The sequence below is a fragment of the Eubacterium ramulus ATCC 29099 genome (genome assembly GCF_000469345.1).
In the GTDB taxonomy this organism is placed as follows: Bacteria; Bacillota; Clostridia; order Lachnospirales; family Lachnospiraceae; genus Eubacterium_I; species Eubacterium_I ramulus.
Genome location: NZ_KI271123.1, coordinates 1 through 15,113 on the forward strand (window position 1 = coordinate 1; position 15,113 = coordinate 15,113).

16 protein-coding genes and 1 pseudogene are annotated in these 15,113 nt (G+C 32.0%); 2 read left to right on the forward strand and 15 right to left on the reverse strand.

Translation table 11 applies throughout. The features are described 5' to 3' along the window. Positions 1-361: 361 nt before the first annotated feature. The 4 genes from HMPREF0373_RS07170 to HMPREF0373_RS07185 are packed head-to-tail and all read right to left on the reverse strand — an operon-like array spanning position 362 to position 2,680. On the reverse strand, positions 362-730 hold the full coding sequence (locus tag HMPREF0373_RS07170) for a hypothetical protein (protein ID WP_044963348.1): 369 nt from the start codon (positions 728-730) through the stop codon (positions 362-364). A 46-nt stretch (positions 731-776) separates the two neighbouring features. Then, positions 777-1,130, reverse strand: coding sequence for a hypothetical protein (locus HMPREF0373_RS07175; RefSeq protein WP_021739011.1), 354 nt, complete (start codon positions 1,128-1,130; stop codon positions 777-779). Between the two features lie 11 nt (positions 1,131-1,141). Beyond that, positions 1,142-2,077, reverse strand: a complete 936-nt coding sequence (locus tag HMPREF0373_RS07180) for a ParM/StbA family protein (protein WP_242831194.1) — start codon at positions 2,075-2,077, stop codon at positions 1,142-1,144. 48 nt (positions 2,078-2,125) lie between these two features. After that, positions 2,126-2,680 carry a hypothetical protein gene (locus HMPREF0373_RS07185; protein WP_021739013.1) on the reverse strand — a complete coding sequence of 185 codons (555 nt, stop codon included), beginning with the start codon at positions 2,678-2,680 and terminating at the stop codon, positions 2,126-2,128. Positions 2,681-2,809: 129 nt separating this feature from the next. On the opposite strand from HMPREF0373_RS07185, the pseudogene HMPREF0373_RS17750 reads away from it, so the two are divergent. Beyond that, positions 2,810-2,875 (forward strand): annotated as a pseudogene (locus HMPREF0373_RS17750) (Lon-like protease helical domain-containing protein); the annotation flags it as partial. Between the two features lie 389 nt (positions 2,876-3,264). Here the strand turns inward: HMPREF0373_RS17750 and HMPREF0373_RS17755 are convergent. The 5 genes from HMPREF0373_RS17755 to HMPREF0373_RS07205 all read right to left on the reverse strand — a co-directional run bounded on the left by HMPREF0373_RS17755 (position 3,265) and on the right by HMPREF0373_RS07205 (position 6,642). Beyond that, the gene (locus tag HMPREF0373_RS17755) at positions 3,265-3,846 is read right to left on the reverse strand and encodes an accessory gene regulator ArgB-like protein (protein WP_021739015.1); all 582 of its coding nucleotides are present in this window, start codon (positions 3,844-3,846) and stop codon (positions 3,265-3,267) included. A gap of 1 nt (position 3,847) precedes the next feature. Beyond that, complete coding sequence (locus HMPREF0373_RS17760) at positions 3,848-4,000, reverse strand: cyclic lactone autoinducer peptide (RefSeq protein ID WP_021739016.1); 153 nt, start codon at positions 3,998-4,000, stop codon at positions 3,848-3,850. 217 nt (positions 4,001-4,217) lie between these two features. Continuing rightward, complete coding sequence (locus HMPREF0373_RS16020) at positions 4,218-5,519, reverse strand: ATP-binding protein (protein ID WP_021739017.1); 1,302 nt, start codon at positions 5,517-5,519, stop codon at positions 4,218-4,220. Continuing rightward, on the reverse strand, positions 5,512-6,237 hold the full coding sequence (locus HMPREF0373_RS07200; protein WP_021739018.1) for a LytR/AlgR family response regulator transcription factor: 726 nt from the start codon (positions 6,235-6,237) through the stop codon (positions 5,512-5,514). The genes HMPREF0373_RS16020 and HMPREF0373_RS07200 overlap by 8 nt, the downstream gene beginning before the upstream one ends. Positions 6,238-6,264: 27 nt before the next feature. Further along, positions 6,265-6,642: a helix-turn-helix domain-containing protein gene (locus tag HMPREF0373_RS07205; protein ID WP_118146357.1), complete on the reverse strand. Its 378-nt coding sequence runs from the start codon at positions 6,640-6,642 to the stop codon at positions 6,265-6,267. 610 nt (positions 6,643-7,252) lie between these two features. Here HMPREF0373_RS07205 and tnpA point away from each other — a divergent pair. After that, entirely contained in the window at positions 7,253-7,579 is a 327-nt protein-coding gene (gene tnpA / locus HMPREF0373_RS07210) for an IS66 family insertion sequence element accessory protein TnpA (RefSeq protein WP_187118757.1), read from the forward strand. Between the two features lie 259 nt (positions 7,580-7,838). On the opposite strand, the gene HMPREF0373_RS07215 is transcribed toward tnpA, so the two are convergent. From HMPREF0373_RS07215 to HMPREF0373_RS07240, 6 genes are all read right to left on the reverse strand, one after another. Next, positions 7,839-9,482 (reverse strand): AMP-binding protein, encoded by a 1,644-nt coding sequence (locus HMPREF0373_RS07215; protein ID WP_021739021.1) that lies wholly within the window; start codon positions 9,480-9,482, stop codon positions 7,839-7,841. 805 nt (positions 9,483-10,287) lie between these two features. Further along, complete coding sequence (locus HMPREF0373_RS07220; protein ID WP_021739022.1) at positions 10,288-11,496, reverse strand: MFS transporter; 1,209 nt, start codon at positions 11,494-11,496, stop codon at positions 10,288-10,290. Then, positions 11,489-12,343, reverse strand: coding sequence for a GNAT family N-acetyltransferase (locus HMPREF0373_RS07225; protein WP_021739023.1), 855 nt, complete (start codon positions 12,341-12,343; stop codon positions 11,489-11,491). The genes HMPREF0373_RS07220 and HMPREF0373_RS07225 overlap by 8 nt, the downstream gene beginning before the upstream one ends. A gap of 190 nt (positions 12,344-12,533) precedes the next feature. Beyond that, complete coding sequence (gene metK / locus HMPREF0373_RS16745) at positions 12,534-13,715, reverse strand: methionine adenosyltransferase (protein WP_044963350.1); 1,182 nt, start codon at positions 13,713-13,715, stop codon at positions 12,534-12,536. 12 nt (positions 13,716-13,727) lie between these two features. Next, the gene (locus HMPREF0373_RS16750) at positions 13,728-14,459 is read right to left on the reverse strand and encodes a bifunctional 3-deoxy-7-phosphoheptulonate synthase/chorismate mutase (RefSeq protein WP_021739025.1); all 732 of its coding nucleotides are present in this window, start codon (positions 14,457-14,459) and stop codon (positions 13,728-13,730) included. Continuing rightward, on the reverse strand, positions 14,449-15,102 hold the full coding sequence (locus tag HMPREF0373_RS07240) for a chloramphenicol acetyltransferase (RefSeq protein ID WP_021739026.1): 654 nt from the start codon (positions 15,100-15,102) through the stop codon (positions 14,449-14,451). Before HMPREF0373_RS07240 ends, HMPREF0373_RS16750 begins: the two co-directional genes overlap by 11 nt. Positions 15,103-15,113 lie beyond the last annotated feature (11 nt).

Consider the following 15,113-nt stretch of genomic DNA (forward strand, 5'->3'; position numbering starts at 1 on the left):
TAAGGCTTGACTTTTAATAGTTAGTCTTCCTTCTACATTTTCCAAATCCTCTTCTAAAGTAATCTCATGCTCTTTAATCTTACTTTTATCGTTCATATAGTTAATAGTGGTATTTCTTACTGCACTCTGTAGGTATGCACTAAATTCATCTATAGTAGTTCGTTTTTGTTTATCCATAAATCTCCTCCTGAAATCTGTTTTTAATCTATAATCCGTTTCCAGGCGGAGAGTTTTACTTCTATGTTACTATTACTTGCTTTTAAGTAATAATTACAAAAAAGCTGCTAGAATTCTTCTAACAGCATAATGTTCCTTTACTACTCTAATTATGTTTTTGCATCAAAAGACAGCATAAATAAACTTATATATTTTTTTCATTATGTATATATCTTTCAATCATGCACTCTTCTATTTCCTCCATTCTGTCTGTCGAATTTTCCAACTGATCAAACTCTCCAATTTCCTCTTGGTCCAAAGCATCTTCAATCATTTCTGTTAAATCTTCTTTTTTACATCCAGGTTTGAATATGTGTCCACAATTAGGACAAATCCGATACCAAATAATAATCTCAATTCCACATTTCGGGCAAAACTTTTTTTGATATCTCTTTCTCACTAAAAGAAGAATAAGAACCATTTCCTGCAAAAGTAACAATAATGTCAACAGCAGAAATGCCCATTTCTTTCCATTCCATGCCATCCCCACAAGCAGTCCTTGTAAAATTGTCATTCCTCCTAAAATATACTCTACTCTATTCCGCATTTTTCCTCTCTTTCTAAAGTTCTTCTTTATAGAAACTTTTATTTTCCTCTAATTCCTCTTTCTCCATTTCCTGAAGCAATTCTTTATTTTTCTGTATCATGAGAATATCCTCCTCTTGCAGTGTTGGAAGAAATTCATCTTGTAATTGTACGACTCTGTTTTTCTTTGGTATATCCAGCTTCTTGTCTATCACCGCCTGCTCTTTTGAAAATTTTCCTTCTATGTTTTGATGATATGCAAGAACCGCCTTTACAACAAACTTTGCTTTTCTATGCCCTAACTGGTTTAGTATTCTTGCAACTTCCTGATGATCCGGGTCCTCTTCATCAAATCCCAAGGAAAATCTGTACGGATTTTGTTTTGCCATACGTCCTCCCCTTAATATCCCGCTTTTTCTGCCATATATTGTTTGATAAAGCCTTTTACATTTGCTCTCGGATCATCAACAACATAATATGTTGAATGATATCTTTTCCAAACTTCATCAATAATATCCTTTAAAAGAACCGTTCCACCTCCCACAAAAACAGTCACTGTTGTTCGAAAATCAATACCAAATTCTAAAAAAGAACCTAATAAATCACCCATATATTCTGCAGCAATTTCAAACGTTCTTCGAACAACTAGTTCTGAATACGGTGTTTTCCTTTTAAAAAGAATATTATCGATATCTGCTTCTTCCAGATAAAGATTAAAGCGCTGCCTTATTCCTACCATAATTCTTTTATAAAGCATAATAATCCCTTCCGGAAGGGAATCAATTCTTGTTCTGTCTACTACTCCATACCGGACTAACAGATAATCTACTGTAAATCCTCCAATATCTATCAGCAGAACCTTTGGCTGTTCTTGTAAATAGAGCTGATTTGCTACCAAAATGTACGCAGAATATCCCTGCATATATACATTTACGCTCTCATAGCGTATTCTGTATGGTTTTCCTTTATAGGAAAAATAAACGGCTTTTCCTTGCCGCCAAAAATATTCCCGGAATTTTCGGATCTGTTTTCCGTAATCCCCCGGCGGAAGTCCAACTAATAACTGGATCGGAATGGTTCCCCCTTCATAAATACCAGTTTCTATTCCTTCTTTTTCCAGTTCCTTGGCTACTCCGAGTAATGTCAAAATATAATACCTGTCATCAATGGTTTTATCTTCCAAATAGGAAATCCTCTGATTACTTTCCAAGTAGTTAATCCCTTTAAAAAAAATCCCTTCTTCTCCAGGAAGAATTTTTTGTTCTTTTCTTTTAATTCCCGAATGAAAAATAAAATGGTTGGTTTTCATCATTTTATTTCCCGTATCTATGCTCATAACAACTCCCATGTTTCTCCTTTCCAGCCCTTTGACTATTTTATTTACCTATTCCTGATAATTCTGGTTTACCTGTTTCAATATTTGCTGATTTTTTGTTTCGTATCCCCATAATATATTGCTGACTGCCTCAAAAGCCTTATCTCGCCATCTAAAATAAGTGGCTCTGTGCATTCTTGGTATCCGTGGAAAATGCGGCTCCAGTTTATCCAGAATTTCATCTGTATTCTCTGCTCTATAAGCTGACATATAGGTATAATAAAGTACCCAATAATACTTTTCGCCCTGTGGGTGATATTTCCTCATTAACTCTACCGCCTCATCAATCAGCTTCAGATACTTATTGGCCTGATTGATAGATTCGATCCTCTCCCTCATATCTTCCATATCCAGATTGATATCCATTCCTGCCTGGTAAACACTATCTAAAAATTCATCTACATCGGTGCCATACTCTGTATGAAAGCATTGCTTTACTTGATTGATTTTTATCTGCATTTTCCAATTCACAGATCTGTATATTTTAAATAGAGATATAATATCATGGTAAACTTCATTATCTTTTCCTTTTACATCTTTTGATACCACACCCGATTTTCTCATATAATTCTACCCTCTCTTCTGTTCCTTAAAATATCTTTCTATACTCTCATCTGCTCTCTTGCCTGCTATAACAGACGTACATAAGATGCAAGCAATCATACTGATTGTTATAATACATAAAATGATAACTGCTATTTTAATCATTTTCATTCTCCTTATGTCCCTCATCTTTTAAATCTTCCACCTGGAAATTGATGGATCACTGCTATTATTCTTGACAGAATTAAATTTACTCTATGAAATTATCAAGGTGCTCCTACTATATACCAACTAAAAATTCATGGATTTTCTGTAAAAAAGGGCAAAAAAAAAGTGGTATTAGAAATTTTCTAATCCACTTTTGCAATAAGAACAAAATATTGCTACTCTATGCATAAGTTATGCTCGTACCGAAAAGACAAATGCAAACATTTTATTCTCTTTTAAGTTTTACAGTTATTTTCTGATTTTGGGCACAGTTTACTACTTTCGCCAAACGAGTTTTCTTATTCAGTCGTTGTTGATTTAGGCAGTCCTAAACTCTCTTTGTTTGTTGAAAAATAATATCACTTTCACTAATTAATAATATCTCCACTTTTACATAATTATCCTCTACACCTTTCTATTTGATTTTTTGCTTTTCCTAAAATCATCGATATAATGATAATTCCTAATGTATACACAATGGTAACCAGATATTTTAGTATATTAGCTAGATAAAAAAAACATACAGAAAATGTTATAATTATTAAAGTCTGTCTTATTCTGTTTGAAAATACATTTTTCTCCTTCTCATTCACAGGGCGGTTTATATTTTCTACAGGTTTCATGTAATATAGTATAATAATTTCAAAAACAGAAATTACTAAAGAAAACTCCTTCGATATAGGAAAATACTTAATCATCGAAAGTGTAAAAAACACAACTAAACATGAACAAAGGAAACACACCTTAAAACTATTCATGTGTAACCCGCCGACAAGTGATCGCAAAGAAAAAAATAATAAAAAAAAGGCTGTGCATTCCCAAAACATCTGCATCTTTATAGCTAATATATAACATATAACCATACAGGTTAATAATTCTATCCCTATAAGAAATCCATATTTATATATTTCATAATCTGTTTCAGAGATTGTGTTTTTTTTAACTATGTAGTCGGTTAATAGTTTGGATAGTTTTTCCATATCAATTTTTCTTTAATTTCTGTAAACTATCCGGCATTGGCGGTTGATGATAGATGCACACACATCGGCTATTAATAGCCATTACACTAAATACCATGGCAATACTTGCCATTACACTTGCGTGATTCTTCATAAAAAATTTAATTTTCCTCATTTTATCCTCCTATACTATAAAGTTGACTTTGAGATATTAAAATCATTTTGTTTTAGCTATTATAGAGAAATTTGAAATTAAAATTTTTGTTTTTCAATAACTCATAAAAAATAGCCGATTTCACCACATCGTCCACTTCGATTTAATCTTTAATATTATACTACCATCAACAACTATTTTATTTATCTCGTAATTTTTACGATATTATTTGTAACTTTTACGATAAATCACATAAAATCACTTTAATAGTAAAGACTTTTTGTTTCGTTTCTACCACTACTGAACCGTGATATTTTGTTGCAACTTTTTGAACAGATTCTAAACCTATTCCATGATACCCAGTTTCTGCTTTACTTGTCACAATTTTACCGTTCCGATTTTTAACTAATTTACCATTGTAAGCATTAACAACTGTAATTATCAATACATTCATTTCAAATTTCATAAATAACTTAATATAACGGTTATCTTCTGTCACCTGTAACGATGCTTCAATTGCATTATCAAGAATATTCCCCAATAGGATACTTAAATCAGCACTATAAAAAGGTAGTTGCATTGGTATGTGAATATCCACATTAAACTTTATTTTTTCTTTTAAAGCAATTGCATATTTTGCATTAATCAAAGAATCAACAACTATATTATCTGTTCTTGATATTCCAAGATTGTTTAGTGGTACTATATTAATTAATTTTCTTAAATAATCTATTGCTGACTCATTTTGATTATTATCTAACATTTCAATAAGTACAATAACGTGTTGCTTTATATCATGACGAGCATTCCTGAAGTCCATCATAATATTCTCTTTTTCACGCATATGTTGTGTACATAATTCTAATTGTTGCTCATATACGGCATTATATTTTTCTAGTTCCTTTTCCTTAGACATGACCAGATACAGTTTAAATATGACAATGTTAATTAATAAAATAATTATCAAACTTGTCAGAGATTCTTTGATGTGAACCTTTTTGTTAATATCAACACTCAACATAAAGGTGTTATATACAACGAACATGCTTCCTATTGGTATAAGTAATAATGTAATATTATATTTGTTTGATAAATCTTTAACATTTTCATTTTGGAAAAATTTTTTTAAACAAATAATCATAAATAGTGTGAATAATTTTGAAAACAATGATCCCCAAAATTGCGGAACCATGTAATGTATTCCACATAAAACGAACATATATCCAACTAAAAACTCCGCTAACATCCATATCGTATTAATAAGAACTGAAAATACAATTTTTTGTAGAATTCCTCCCTCATATGTATTTATACAGAGCATACTCACAAGAAAAACATTAATCATGACATTTATATATGCCGGCAATACATTTGTTCTTCCCAATATGAATTGCCACATAAAATAAAATATCCAAAAAAACTCCCCTATAATCCCTCTTTTGTCTTGTTCAAAAAACGTTTCAAAATAAATTTTCAATATCACAATGGATATCAATGTCAGCAATAAGTCTGCACATGCTCCTCCAAAATACCTAAACAATAATATCTTCCCCTTTTAATGCACAATAAAGTTCACTCACATTTTTTCTTCTGTTTTCACTGATTGCTAATGTTGTTCCATCAATTAATTCCATAGAGTCATAAATATATGCAGCTACAAATTTAGGATTAACCAAAAATGATTGGTGCGTTCTATAAAAATATGTGTTAGCTTCATTTAAGCGTTTCTCGATATCATTCAACTTTCCATAACATTTTCTATTTCCTTTTTTTGTAATAATATAAGTGACTCTTCTATCGCTTTGAAAATACATTATCTCATCGATAGGTATCCTGTATGATATTTTGTTATACTGATACTGAAAATATTGAGGGTGATTTAATATCTCATTTTTGGCAGCCAGAAAATATCTTTGAAAAACATCTGGAACAATAGGTTTTGTTATAAATCTAAAGGCAGATACTTCAAATACTTCTTTTGCAAAACTTTCATGACTGGTAACATAAATTATCAAAACTTTTTTATCAATTCTACGTATAATTCTAGCAGCCTCTACACCATTTTGTTTTCGCATTTCTATATCAAGATAAATAATATCATATCTTTTCCCTTTTTTAATATAATCAACTAATGTACTGCCATCATAAAACACATCTATTTCAACCTTAATAGCAACAATAAGTGATAGCTTTTCTAACATCTTTTCAATATCTGCTGCAATTAATATATCATCATCACATACCGCAATTTCTAACATTTTTTCCCCTTCAAGTTATATCTAGTTTTAGTTGTCTACGTCTCGAACTAAATTCAAAGCATGTTTTATCAACTGCTCTATGTCATATCTTTTAGTCCTAGGACATTCCATTAACACTTTATCAAGTGAAAAATCTCCTCTTTTAACCCCCGTTAAAAGATAGTTTATATCAATATCCAACTTTTTATTTACAATTACCAGCTTATCAAGCGATAGCCCATGAATGCCTCTTTCAATTTTTCCATAATAAGCTGAACTCATTTCTAGAATTTCTGCCATTTGTTCTTGTGTATAATTCAATTCAATTCTTAATATCCGAAGTCTTTTTCCCATATCAATGTACAAGGGTTTTTGACTTTTTCGTAAATATGAATTATTACTGCTTGTTTTTATTTTAGACTCCATAAATTCACCTCTGTATAATAACAATATATATATCATACACATGCAAATGTGACTTATTAACACATATATACTTCTTATTTTAGGTATATATATTACCCATTTAGGAGTCTTTTTATGATATACAACCCACTTATATGCAAAATTAAATTATACAGTAAAAAATTAACACTTAATGTATTATGTAAAAATTAAAAGGTTATAAGTAATTTTTTCCTAAACAAAAATGTCTCATCAACGAAACAACTTCTCTAATCAGTATAATTATCGTGTTAGATCATCTTTCCTTTTTTATAATAACCAAATAATTTTATGATATTATATATAAATGTGGTTTACGGGACCCAGTGTCCACCATTCCGTTTTAGAACGGCCGGTTTCCGAGGTAAAACAGTCGTTTTACCTCAGTCTTCAATCCGAGTCAATAGCAAAAGGGTTAAAGCCGGCATAAATGCCCCATTGACAGTAAGCGCAAAATAATTCGATGGATTGCTTTGCCCTAAAATTCAGTCCATAATAATCATTAGAGAATGCAAGCACTTTGCTTCATCTTCTGTTGCTAGAAATGATAGGTGAGAGCCTCTTACTCGATTCGATTTATGGAGGACTGCTCATGAGAAGCAAAAGAATACCTGCAGAAGAACAATACCGTCTCATCATGGAATGCCGTCAAAGTGGATTGACAGATCATCAATGGTGTGTGGAACATGACATCAAACCAGGAACTTTTTACAACTGGGTAAAACGATTACGTCAAAAAAGTTGTATGGATTTACCGGCATCAACCGGACGCAGCCATAGCGCTCCGGAAAGTCAGGAAGTTGTCAGAGTGGATTTTCATGACACCGACACACTTTCCTATGAACAGCCATTAAATATGATCCCGGCATCTACGAAAAGAAACAACATTTCCGTGGCAGAGCCAATGAGGCTGTGCTGAATGAGCCGGAGCGTAATCCGGAAACAGATTCGATGAACAGTTGGAACAACTCGCCCCATGAAGCGAGACTGTGAAAGCTAACTGTCAAAACTAAAATAGAGGAAAACGCTTGCATCTATCATTTTGGTGCAAGCGTAATTTACGAGTAACGTAGCAATATTTTGCGCTTACCATTGACACGATTTCAGGCTGTAGAATACAGTAATCAAGCAGAACAAAGGATTATTCTGCTAAGACCTATTCAATGGCTGTTTTTTTCTTAATTACGTACAATTTTACCAGTCATAGTCTTTTCTATTGCACTGACAAATTCTATTTTTCTAGGATATTTATATGGTGCAGTAGTGGTTTTCACAAAATCTTGTATTTCTTTTTTCAATTCCTCTGTTCCAACCTTTTCTTCCGATAATACAATGTCCGCCTTGATTATATTTCCCCTAATTTCATCGACTACTCCATAGACTTTACACTCTCTTATATAATTTAAATTTGCAAGTACACTTTCTATTTCATAAGGATTAATTTTATATCCCGAAGATTTTATAAGGGTATCATTTCTTCCTATATACCAGTAAGCTCCCATCGCGTCTCTATAAGCCAAGTCATTAGTATGATAATATCCATTTATAATATGACTAGTTTCTTTTTTTTCACTAACCTGCAAATATGATGCCAATCCGATTGGTATTTTTTTGCGACAATCAATTACTATTTCTCCTACCTCACCTATTTCTTCAGAAGTTATAATTTCTCCTGTATTCTTCATTAATTCGATTTTGTATATAGGATTTGGATATCCAATACTTCCAGTATTACATTTTCTTTTTTTAAAATCAGCTATAAGTAACCCTGTTTCTGACTGTCCGTATCCATTTGCAATCTTTATTCCTGTCAATAAATAAAAACGATTTATTATATCCTTTGGAAGTATTTCACCAGCTGAACAAGCACATGTAATTGAAGATAAATCATATTTTTTTATCTCCGAACGCAATAACATTCTATACATTGTCGGTGGCATACATATAGTATTAATTTTATATTTTTCAATCATATGTAATATATCTGAACCTTCAAATTTCCTGAAATCATACACGAAGACACATCCGCCGGATAGCCACGGTCCGAATAACTTCCCCCATAATGCTTTTCCCCATCCTGTATCTGAAATAGTTAAATGCAATTTATCTTGTTCTATATTATTCCAATATTTACCTGTAATATAATGTGCTAGAGGGTACAAATTATCATGTACTACCATTTTAGGTGTTCCTGATGTTCCAGACGTAAATAAAATAAACATTATATCCATCGCATTATAATCTTGAGGTTTCACTAAGTCATTAGAAAACTTCTCATTTTCTTTATCTATATTTATCCAATTTTTATTTCCACCTCGAATAGAGAATCTAAGTATTGTAGTATTAACGCACTCGTTTATCACTTTGTCGGTTTCTTTTTGAAAATCCTCGCCATATAGTGAGATTATTGCCTTTGCGTTAGATATATTTATTCTTGCTTTAATATCTACCTCTCTTAATTGACTTACTACTGGAATTGGTATTGCACCAATTTTTATTAGTCCTAAAAAAATATACCAAAATTGATATGCTCTTCGTAACGCTATCAATACCGCATCTCCTTTTTTTATTCCCTGAGCTGCAAAAAAATTTGCCATTCTATTAGAACAGTTTTTTAATTCCTTATAGTTTATGGATTTTTCTATTTTATTTTCATCAATATGCAATATTGCTATTTTTTTAGGATTTATTTCTGCTATTTTATCTATGATGTCATATGCAAAATGAAACTTTTCGAGATTTTTAAATGATACTTCACTAATCTTATTCTCAATTATTACCGTATTTATATAGTTTTCCACTACATTTTCATCTAAATTCATATGTACTACTCCTCACTGTTAAATATAGTCTAATCATGACCGACATACTTTAACATATAAATTTATAATAATTCTTATCTTTGTAATTATTCAGAACTTATATGTAATATTTTCTGATTTTTTTCTTCTCATGTCAGTTTTATGGGATTAAAAAAGAAGGTTATTTGCACAGTTGTATTAAGTACATTATTTTTCCCAAATAATCTACATTCAACTTAAATATATAATTCAACCTTCTCTTGATTATCATGGTATATCAGAACTACCTGTCCGATAAAGTCAGAACCATGATTCCGCCAACGCAAAGCCACTTTGAGTTTGTCAAGATTAGATCTGCTTTAACGGGGCATTAGCCGTCTTTATAAGCACTGCTCCAGTACGTAATTTATCGAAACAAAATCTGTAGCTTTTACTGACTCTCATTCTCTGGAATGATATCTCTTATAATCCAGTTCGGTGGTTCACAGTACACCAGTATAATCACTCCTCTAAAAAGCTACTAGTTTTTCATACTTTTAAAACACCTCGTATAAACCATAATCAGACAAAACGAGCGTTTTTACGTTTACGCACGATAAACTAAGAATTTCCACAAATAGATATTTTTGTATGATGAAACTACCAGATGTATAATTTGTCCTAACATTACTCAAGAAATACAGACCTCTCTCTTAAATAACAATCATTTTTTTATATAAAAAAATATAACCCCTTCTTTTCAGAGATTATATTCTTTATCATATAAATAATTATTGAGTTATCTGTAATTGCCATTTTGTAAAATAAATAACAGACACATAAGCTATTATTTATAAAGTTGATGATCAAAACGAAGAATCATTGCAATCATCATCACTAGCACTCCTGAACATACTATAATCCATTCTAAAGGAATTATATCTGCCATCGGTCCAAAAATCACCATTCCTATCGGAATAAAGCCAGAATACATAGATCCCATTAATCCGAAAATACGGCCTTGCATTAAGCTTTTCACATTTTCTTGAATCAATGTTGTAATCGAAGTTTGTACTATCGTTAGAGCAACACCGTATAATGCCATTAAAATAAGATATAATATAAATTTTTTTGTCAATCCCATGCCAACAGCCATTATTCCGAAGATAAATAGCCCAAATACAAGAGTATTTATGCGGCTCTTAAAACCTCGCCATAAACTCATCAATAATCCACCCATTATCATTCCAAAAAAACCAATTAATTCTACAGCTGTTAGATACCAATATGTATTGCCATAAACCCTGTTAACTAAAAGACCAGCAAGAAATCCTGCAGGAACACACAAAAAAGTGAATAATCCATAAACTATAAGTAATTTTCTAATCAGTTTATCTGAAAAAGCAAAATGAATTCCCATACGCATATCTTTTATAACTGAAGCTGATTTTTCTATGCTTCTTTGTTTAGGAATCAATACACAGGAAAGTATTCCCACCCCAAATACTGCTGTTAAAATATCAATAATTAATGTGGATTGTAATGTACTAAGTGATAATAACAAACCTGCGGCTGCGGGTGCCGCAAATTGGACAAGTGATTGCATAGTGGCATTAATACCATTAAAACGCATAAGCTGAGACTCTGGCACTAGTTGAGGTATTACAGCGTTAACAGCAGGTGTCTGTATTCCAGCCCCTACTGAGCGAATTATTGACATTACGAGTAAACCTCCAAGTAAAAATTTTTCTTCTCTAATAAAAGGCATTGCTAACATCATAATAAATGTAACTGCTGCAATTGATATATCTGCACCAATAATTAATCTTTTACGGCTATATCTATCGGCCCATACACCACCAATAAAAGACATTAAGAACTGTGGAAGATATGAACAAATACTAAAAGCTGCTACCCACACTCCAGATGAAGTATTAAGCGTTACATACCATACAATTGCCATTTGCACAAGTGTAGATCCAAAAAGTGTAACGCATTGACTTATAAGGAAAAGTACTGTCCTACTTTTCCAATTAACTATTCTCTTTTCAATCACTATTTTTAACCTCCATTATATGATCAGAACGTACAAATCGTTGCGTCGGATAACCGAACTCAATTAATAACTCTCTTTCGGCAAAGCCAAGTTGCATTAATTCATTTCTATATCCTGTATCTGCTCTATCATGCTTACGATATGTTGTCGTACTGATTTCACGATCAGGAATATACTCTTCAATTAATTTATCCAAAAAAAGTTTTTGAATTCCTTTATTACGATATTGAGGATGTATTCCCATAAATTCAATACTTCCAGTATCATAAGAAAACGCCATAACCCCAACTACAGTATTTTGTTTTTCTAAAATAAGTGCATTTCTTTGTTCAATGCACACTTTTAGCTTTTCTATATATTCTAGTTCATTCAAATTGGGATAGCCATCAATCACTAGCCTTACAAGTTCCATCCATGCTGATATATCTTCCATCTTAGCTAATCTAATATCTGATTTTGAAAAATTTATTTTTACATTCTTACTATGCAATGTAACTCTCAATTGTAAGGGATAAAATTCCTGACGTTCACGATATTCTGCTGGTGTTATTTTATACATTGCTTTAAATGCTACTGTGAATGCTGGCTGACTTTCATAACCACAGATAAATGCTATTTCAATTATAGGCTTTGTAGAAAAAACTAACAATTTTGCTGCTTCTGTAAGTTGTCTCCGTACCACGTAATCGTGTATTGTCATGCCAACTGTTTTAGTAAACATTCGATGTATGTAATATTTTGAATAATGAACATAACGTGCGACTGTATCTAATTCTACTTTTCCGTCAAGATTATTCTCAATATAGCTTATAACTGCTTCAATATCAATCACTGATTTTTTTTTCATTTTTGTGTCCTCCTTTCCGTTGAATAGAATAACAGAATCTTAAACCGTTTTTTTTACAATTCTTGCTATGTTATTTAATGAAATAACTTTATATGCAAATATAGCAAAAAATCAATATAATTTATCTGTGAAGAAGATAAAATCAAACCATACTTACGCTTTAAATACGAGTATGGTTTGATTTTTTACTTTATAAATATTTTTTTAATATTTTTACTTTATCCAATTTCTCCCAAGGTAGATTTAAATCTTGGCGTCCAAAATGTCCGTATGAAGATGTTTGTTTATATATAGGTCTTCTCAAATTCAACATTTCTATAATACCAGCAGGTCTTAAATCAAATACTTCTGATACAATCTCTGATAATTTCTTGTCTGAAATTCTACCTGTGCTAAATGTATCTATCATAATTGAAGTTGGCTCAGCTACTCCAATAGCATAAGAAATTTGGATTTCACATTTCTTAGCCAATCCCGCAGCCACAATATTTTTTGCAACATAGCGTGCTGCATATGCTGCTGACCGATCCACTTTTGTACAATCTTTTCCTGAAAAAGCTCCTCCTCCATGACGTGCCATTCCACCATAGGTATCAACAATAATCTTTCTTCCCGTAACACCACTATCCCCATGAGGTCCACCTACAACAAATCTCCCTGTAGGATTAATAAAAATCTTTGTGTTATCATCCACCATTTCAGGAGGTAAAATTGCATCTAAAACGTATTTTTTAATATCTTTCTGCAATTGTTCCTGTGTGATGTCTGGATCATGTTGTGTAGAAATAACAACTGATTCCAAACGTGTCGGCATTCCCTGTGTATCATATTCTACAGAAACTTGACTTTTTCCGTCCGGTCTGAGATATAACAGTTTTTTTTCATTCCGTAACTTTGTCAATTGCAACACAAGTTTATGTGCAAGAATAATTGGATACGGCATCAATTCTTCTGTTTCATCGGTTGCATACCCAAACATCATTCCTTGATCTCCTGCCCCTATTTTTATTTCTTTAAGACTCGAATCTTTTGACTCTAATGCTTGATCTACACCTAATGCAATATCTTTTGATTGTTCATCAATTGCAGTAAGTACAGCACATGTATCAGCGTCAAAACCATAAGATGCATCTGTATAACCAATTTTACGAATTGTATCTCTAACTATTTGAGGGATATCTACATAAGCTTTTGTGCTAATTTCTCCCATTACTAATACAAGTCCTGTAGTAATTGCAGTTTCACATGCAACACGGCTCATGGGGTCCTGTTCAATTAATGCGTCTAAAATAGCATCCGAAATGGCATCGCACATTTTATCAGGATGTCCTTCTGTTACTGATTCTGATGTAAAAAAATAGCTCTCTTTCATTTTCATTTACCTCTATAAATATTTTTCTTCTTCTAATTTCTCATATAATTGACAAAATTCTGTAATACTTAATTGCTGTTGACTATCAGATAACGCCTTTTCTGGAGTTGGATGTACTTCTACCATCAGTTCATCAGCTCCCGCTGCTATAGCAGCGCACGCCATTGGTAATATAATATCTTTCCTTCCTAGAGAATGGCTTAAATCAACCACAACAGAATACGATATTACTTGTTTTAATAGAGCTACACAAGACAAATCTAATGTATTGCGCGTAGCACCTTCCATCGTTCTAATTCCACGTTCACATAACCAAATATTATTATTTCCATTAACATTAATATACTCAGATGCTTCAATGAACTCTTCAAAAGTCGCTGACAAGCCTCTCTTCAACAAAATAGTATTATCCACTTTTCCTAACTCTTTTAACAACGTGTAATTATACATGTTTCTACTCCCCACTTGCAATATATCAATTTTGTCTTTCATAAAATCAATGTCTCTTACATCCATAATCTCAGAGACAGATAACAAATTATATTTTTGAGCAACTTCATGTATAATCTCAATTCCCTCTTTTCCCATTCCCTGAAAAGATTTTGGTGATGTTCTCGGTTTATAAGCTCCTGCGCGCAAATAACGTATTTGATAAAAAGAGAGTATCTTTCCAATTTTTTCCATTTGCTCGTAAGATTCCACAGCGCATGGACCAATGATTAGTTCTACCTTTTTAGGACTCATAAACAACACCCTCATTGTTTATAAATTTTTGAATTTCATCTTCTAGCTTCTGATAGAAAATTCCAATGTGAAGTCCGTCCATTAAAGCATGATGGGCTTGTACATTTACAGGCATTAAAATCCTATTTTCCTGTTTATAATATTTTCCCCATGCAACTCTAGGTATTGAATCAGTCGGGGATATAGATACTGGATGAAGTATATGTGTAAAAGATACCCACGGGACGCAAGAAATAAATATCAAATCATTTCGCTCTTCCTCATGATCCAGATTTATATTCCCCATCAATTTATTTGATTCGGAAATAGCACATTCATAAAATGTATTAAAATCAAGTGTAAATGGCACTGTGCAAAAATTAAACGCATCCTCTTGAACCTTTAAAATGTATGACGGATGTACTATGTCATATTCAACTATTTGATTATTCTCAAAACGATATTTGAACTCTTTAATCGTATTACATACCTTCGAGACCAAATACATAAATACTTTAAAAAAAGAATACTTCTCTTGTTTACAATATATAACAAGCTTAGTTACGTCAACATTTGCAGTAATCCCTACATATGGGTAATCCATCTCCTTAAATAATTTAAATATATTTCTTCTTGACTTTTTTTCAATATCAACAACTTTCATCTAATTGACTC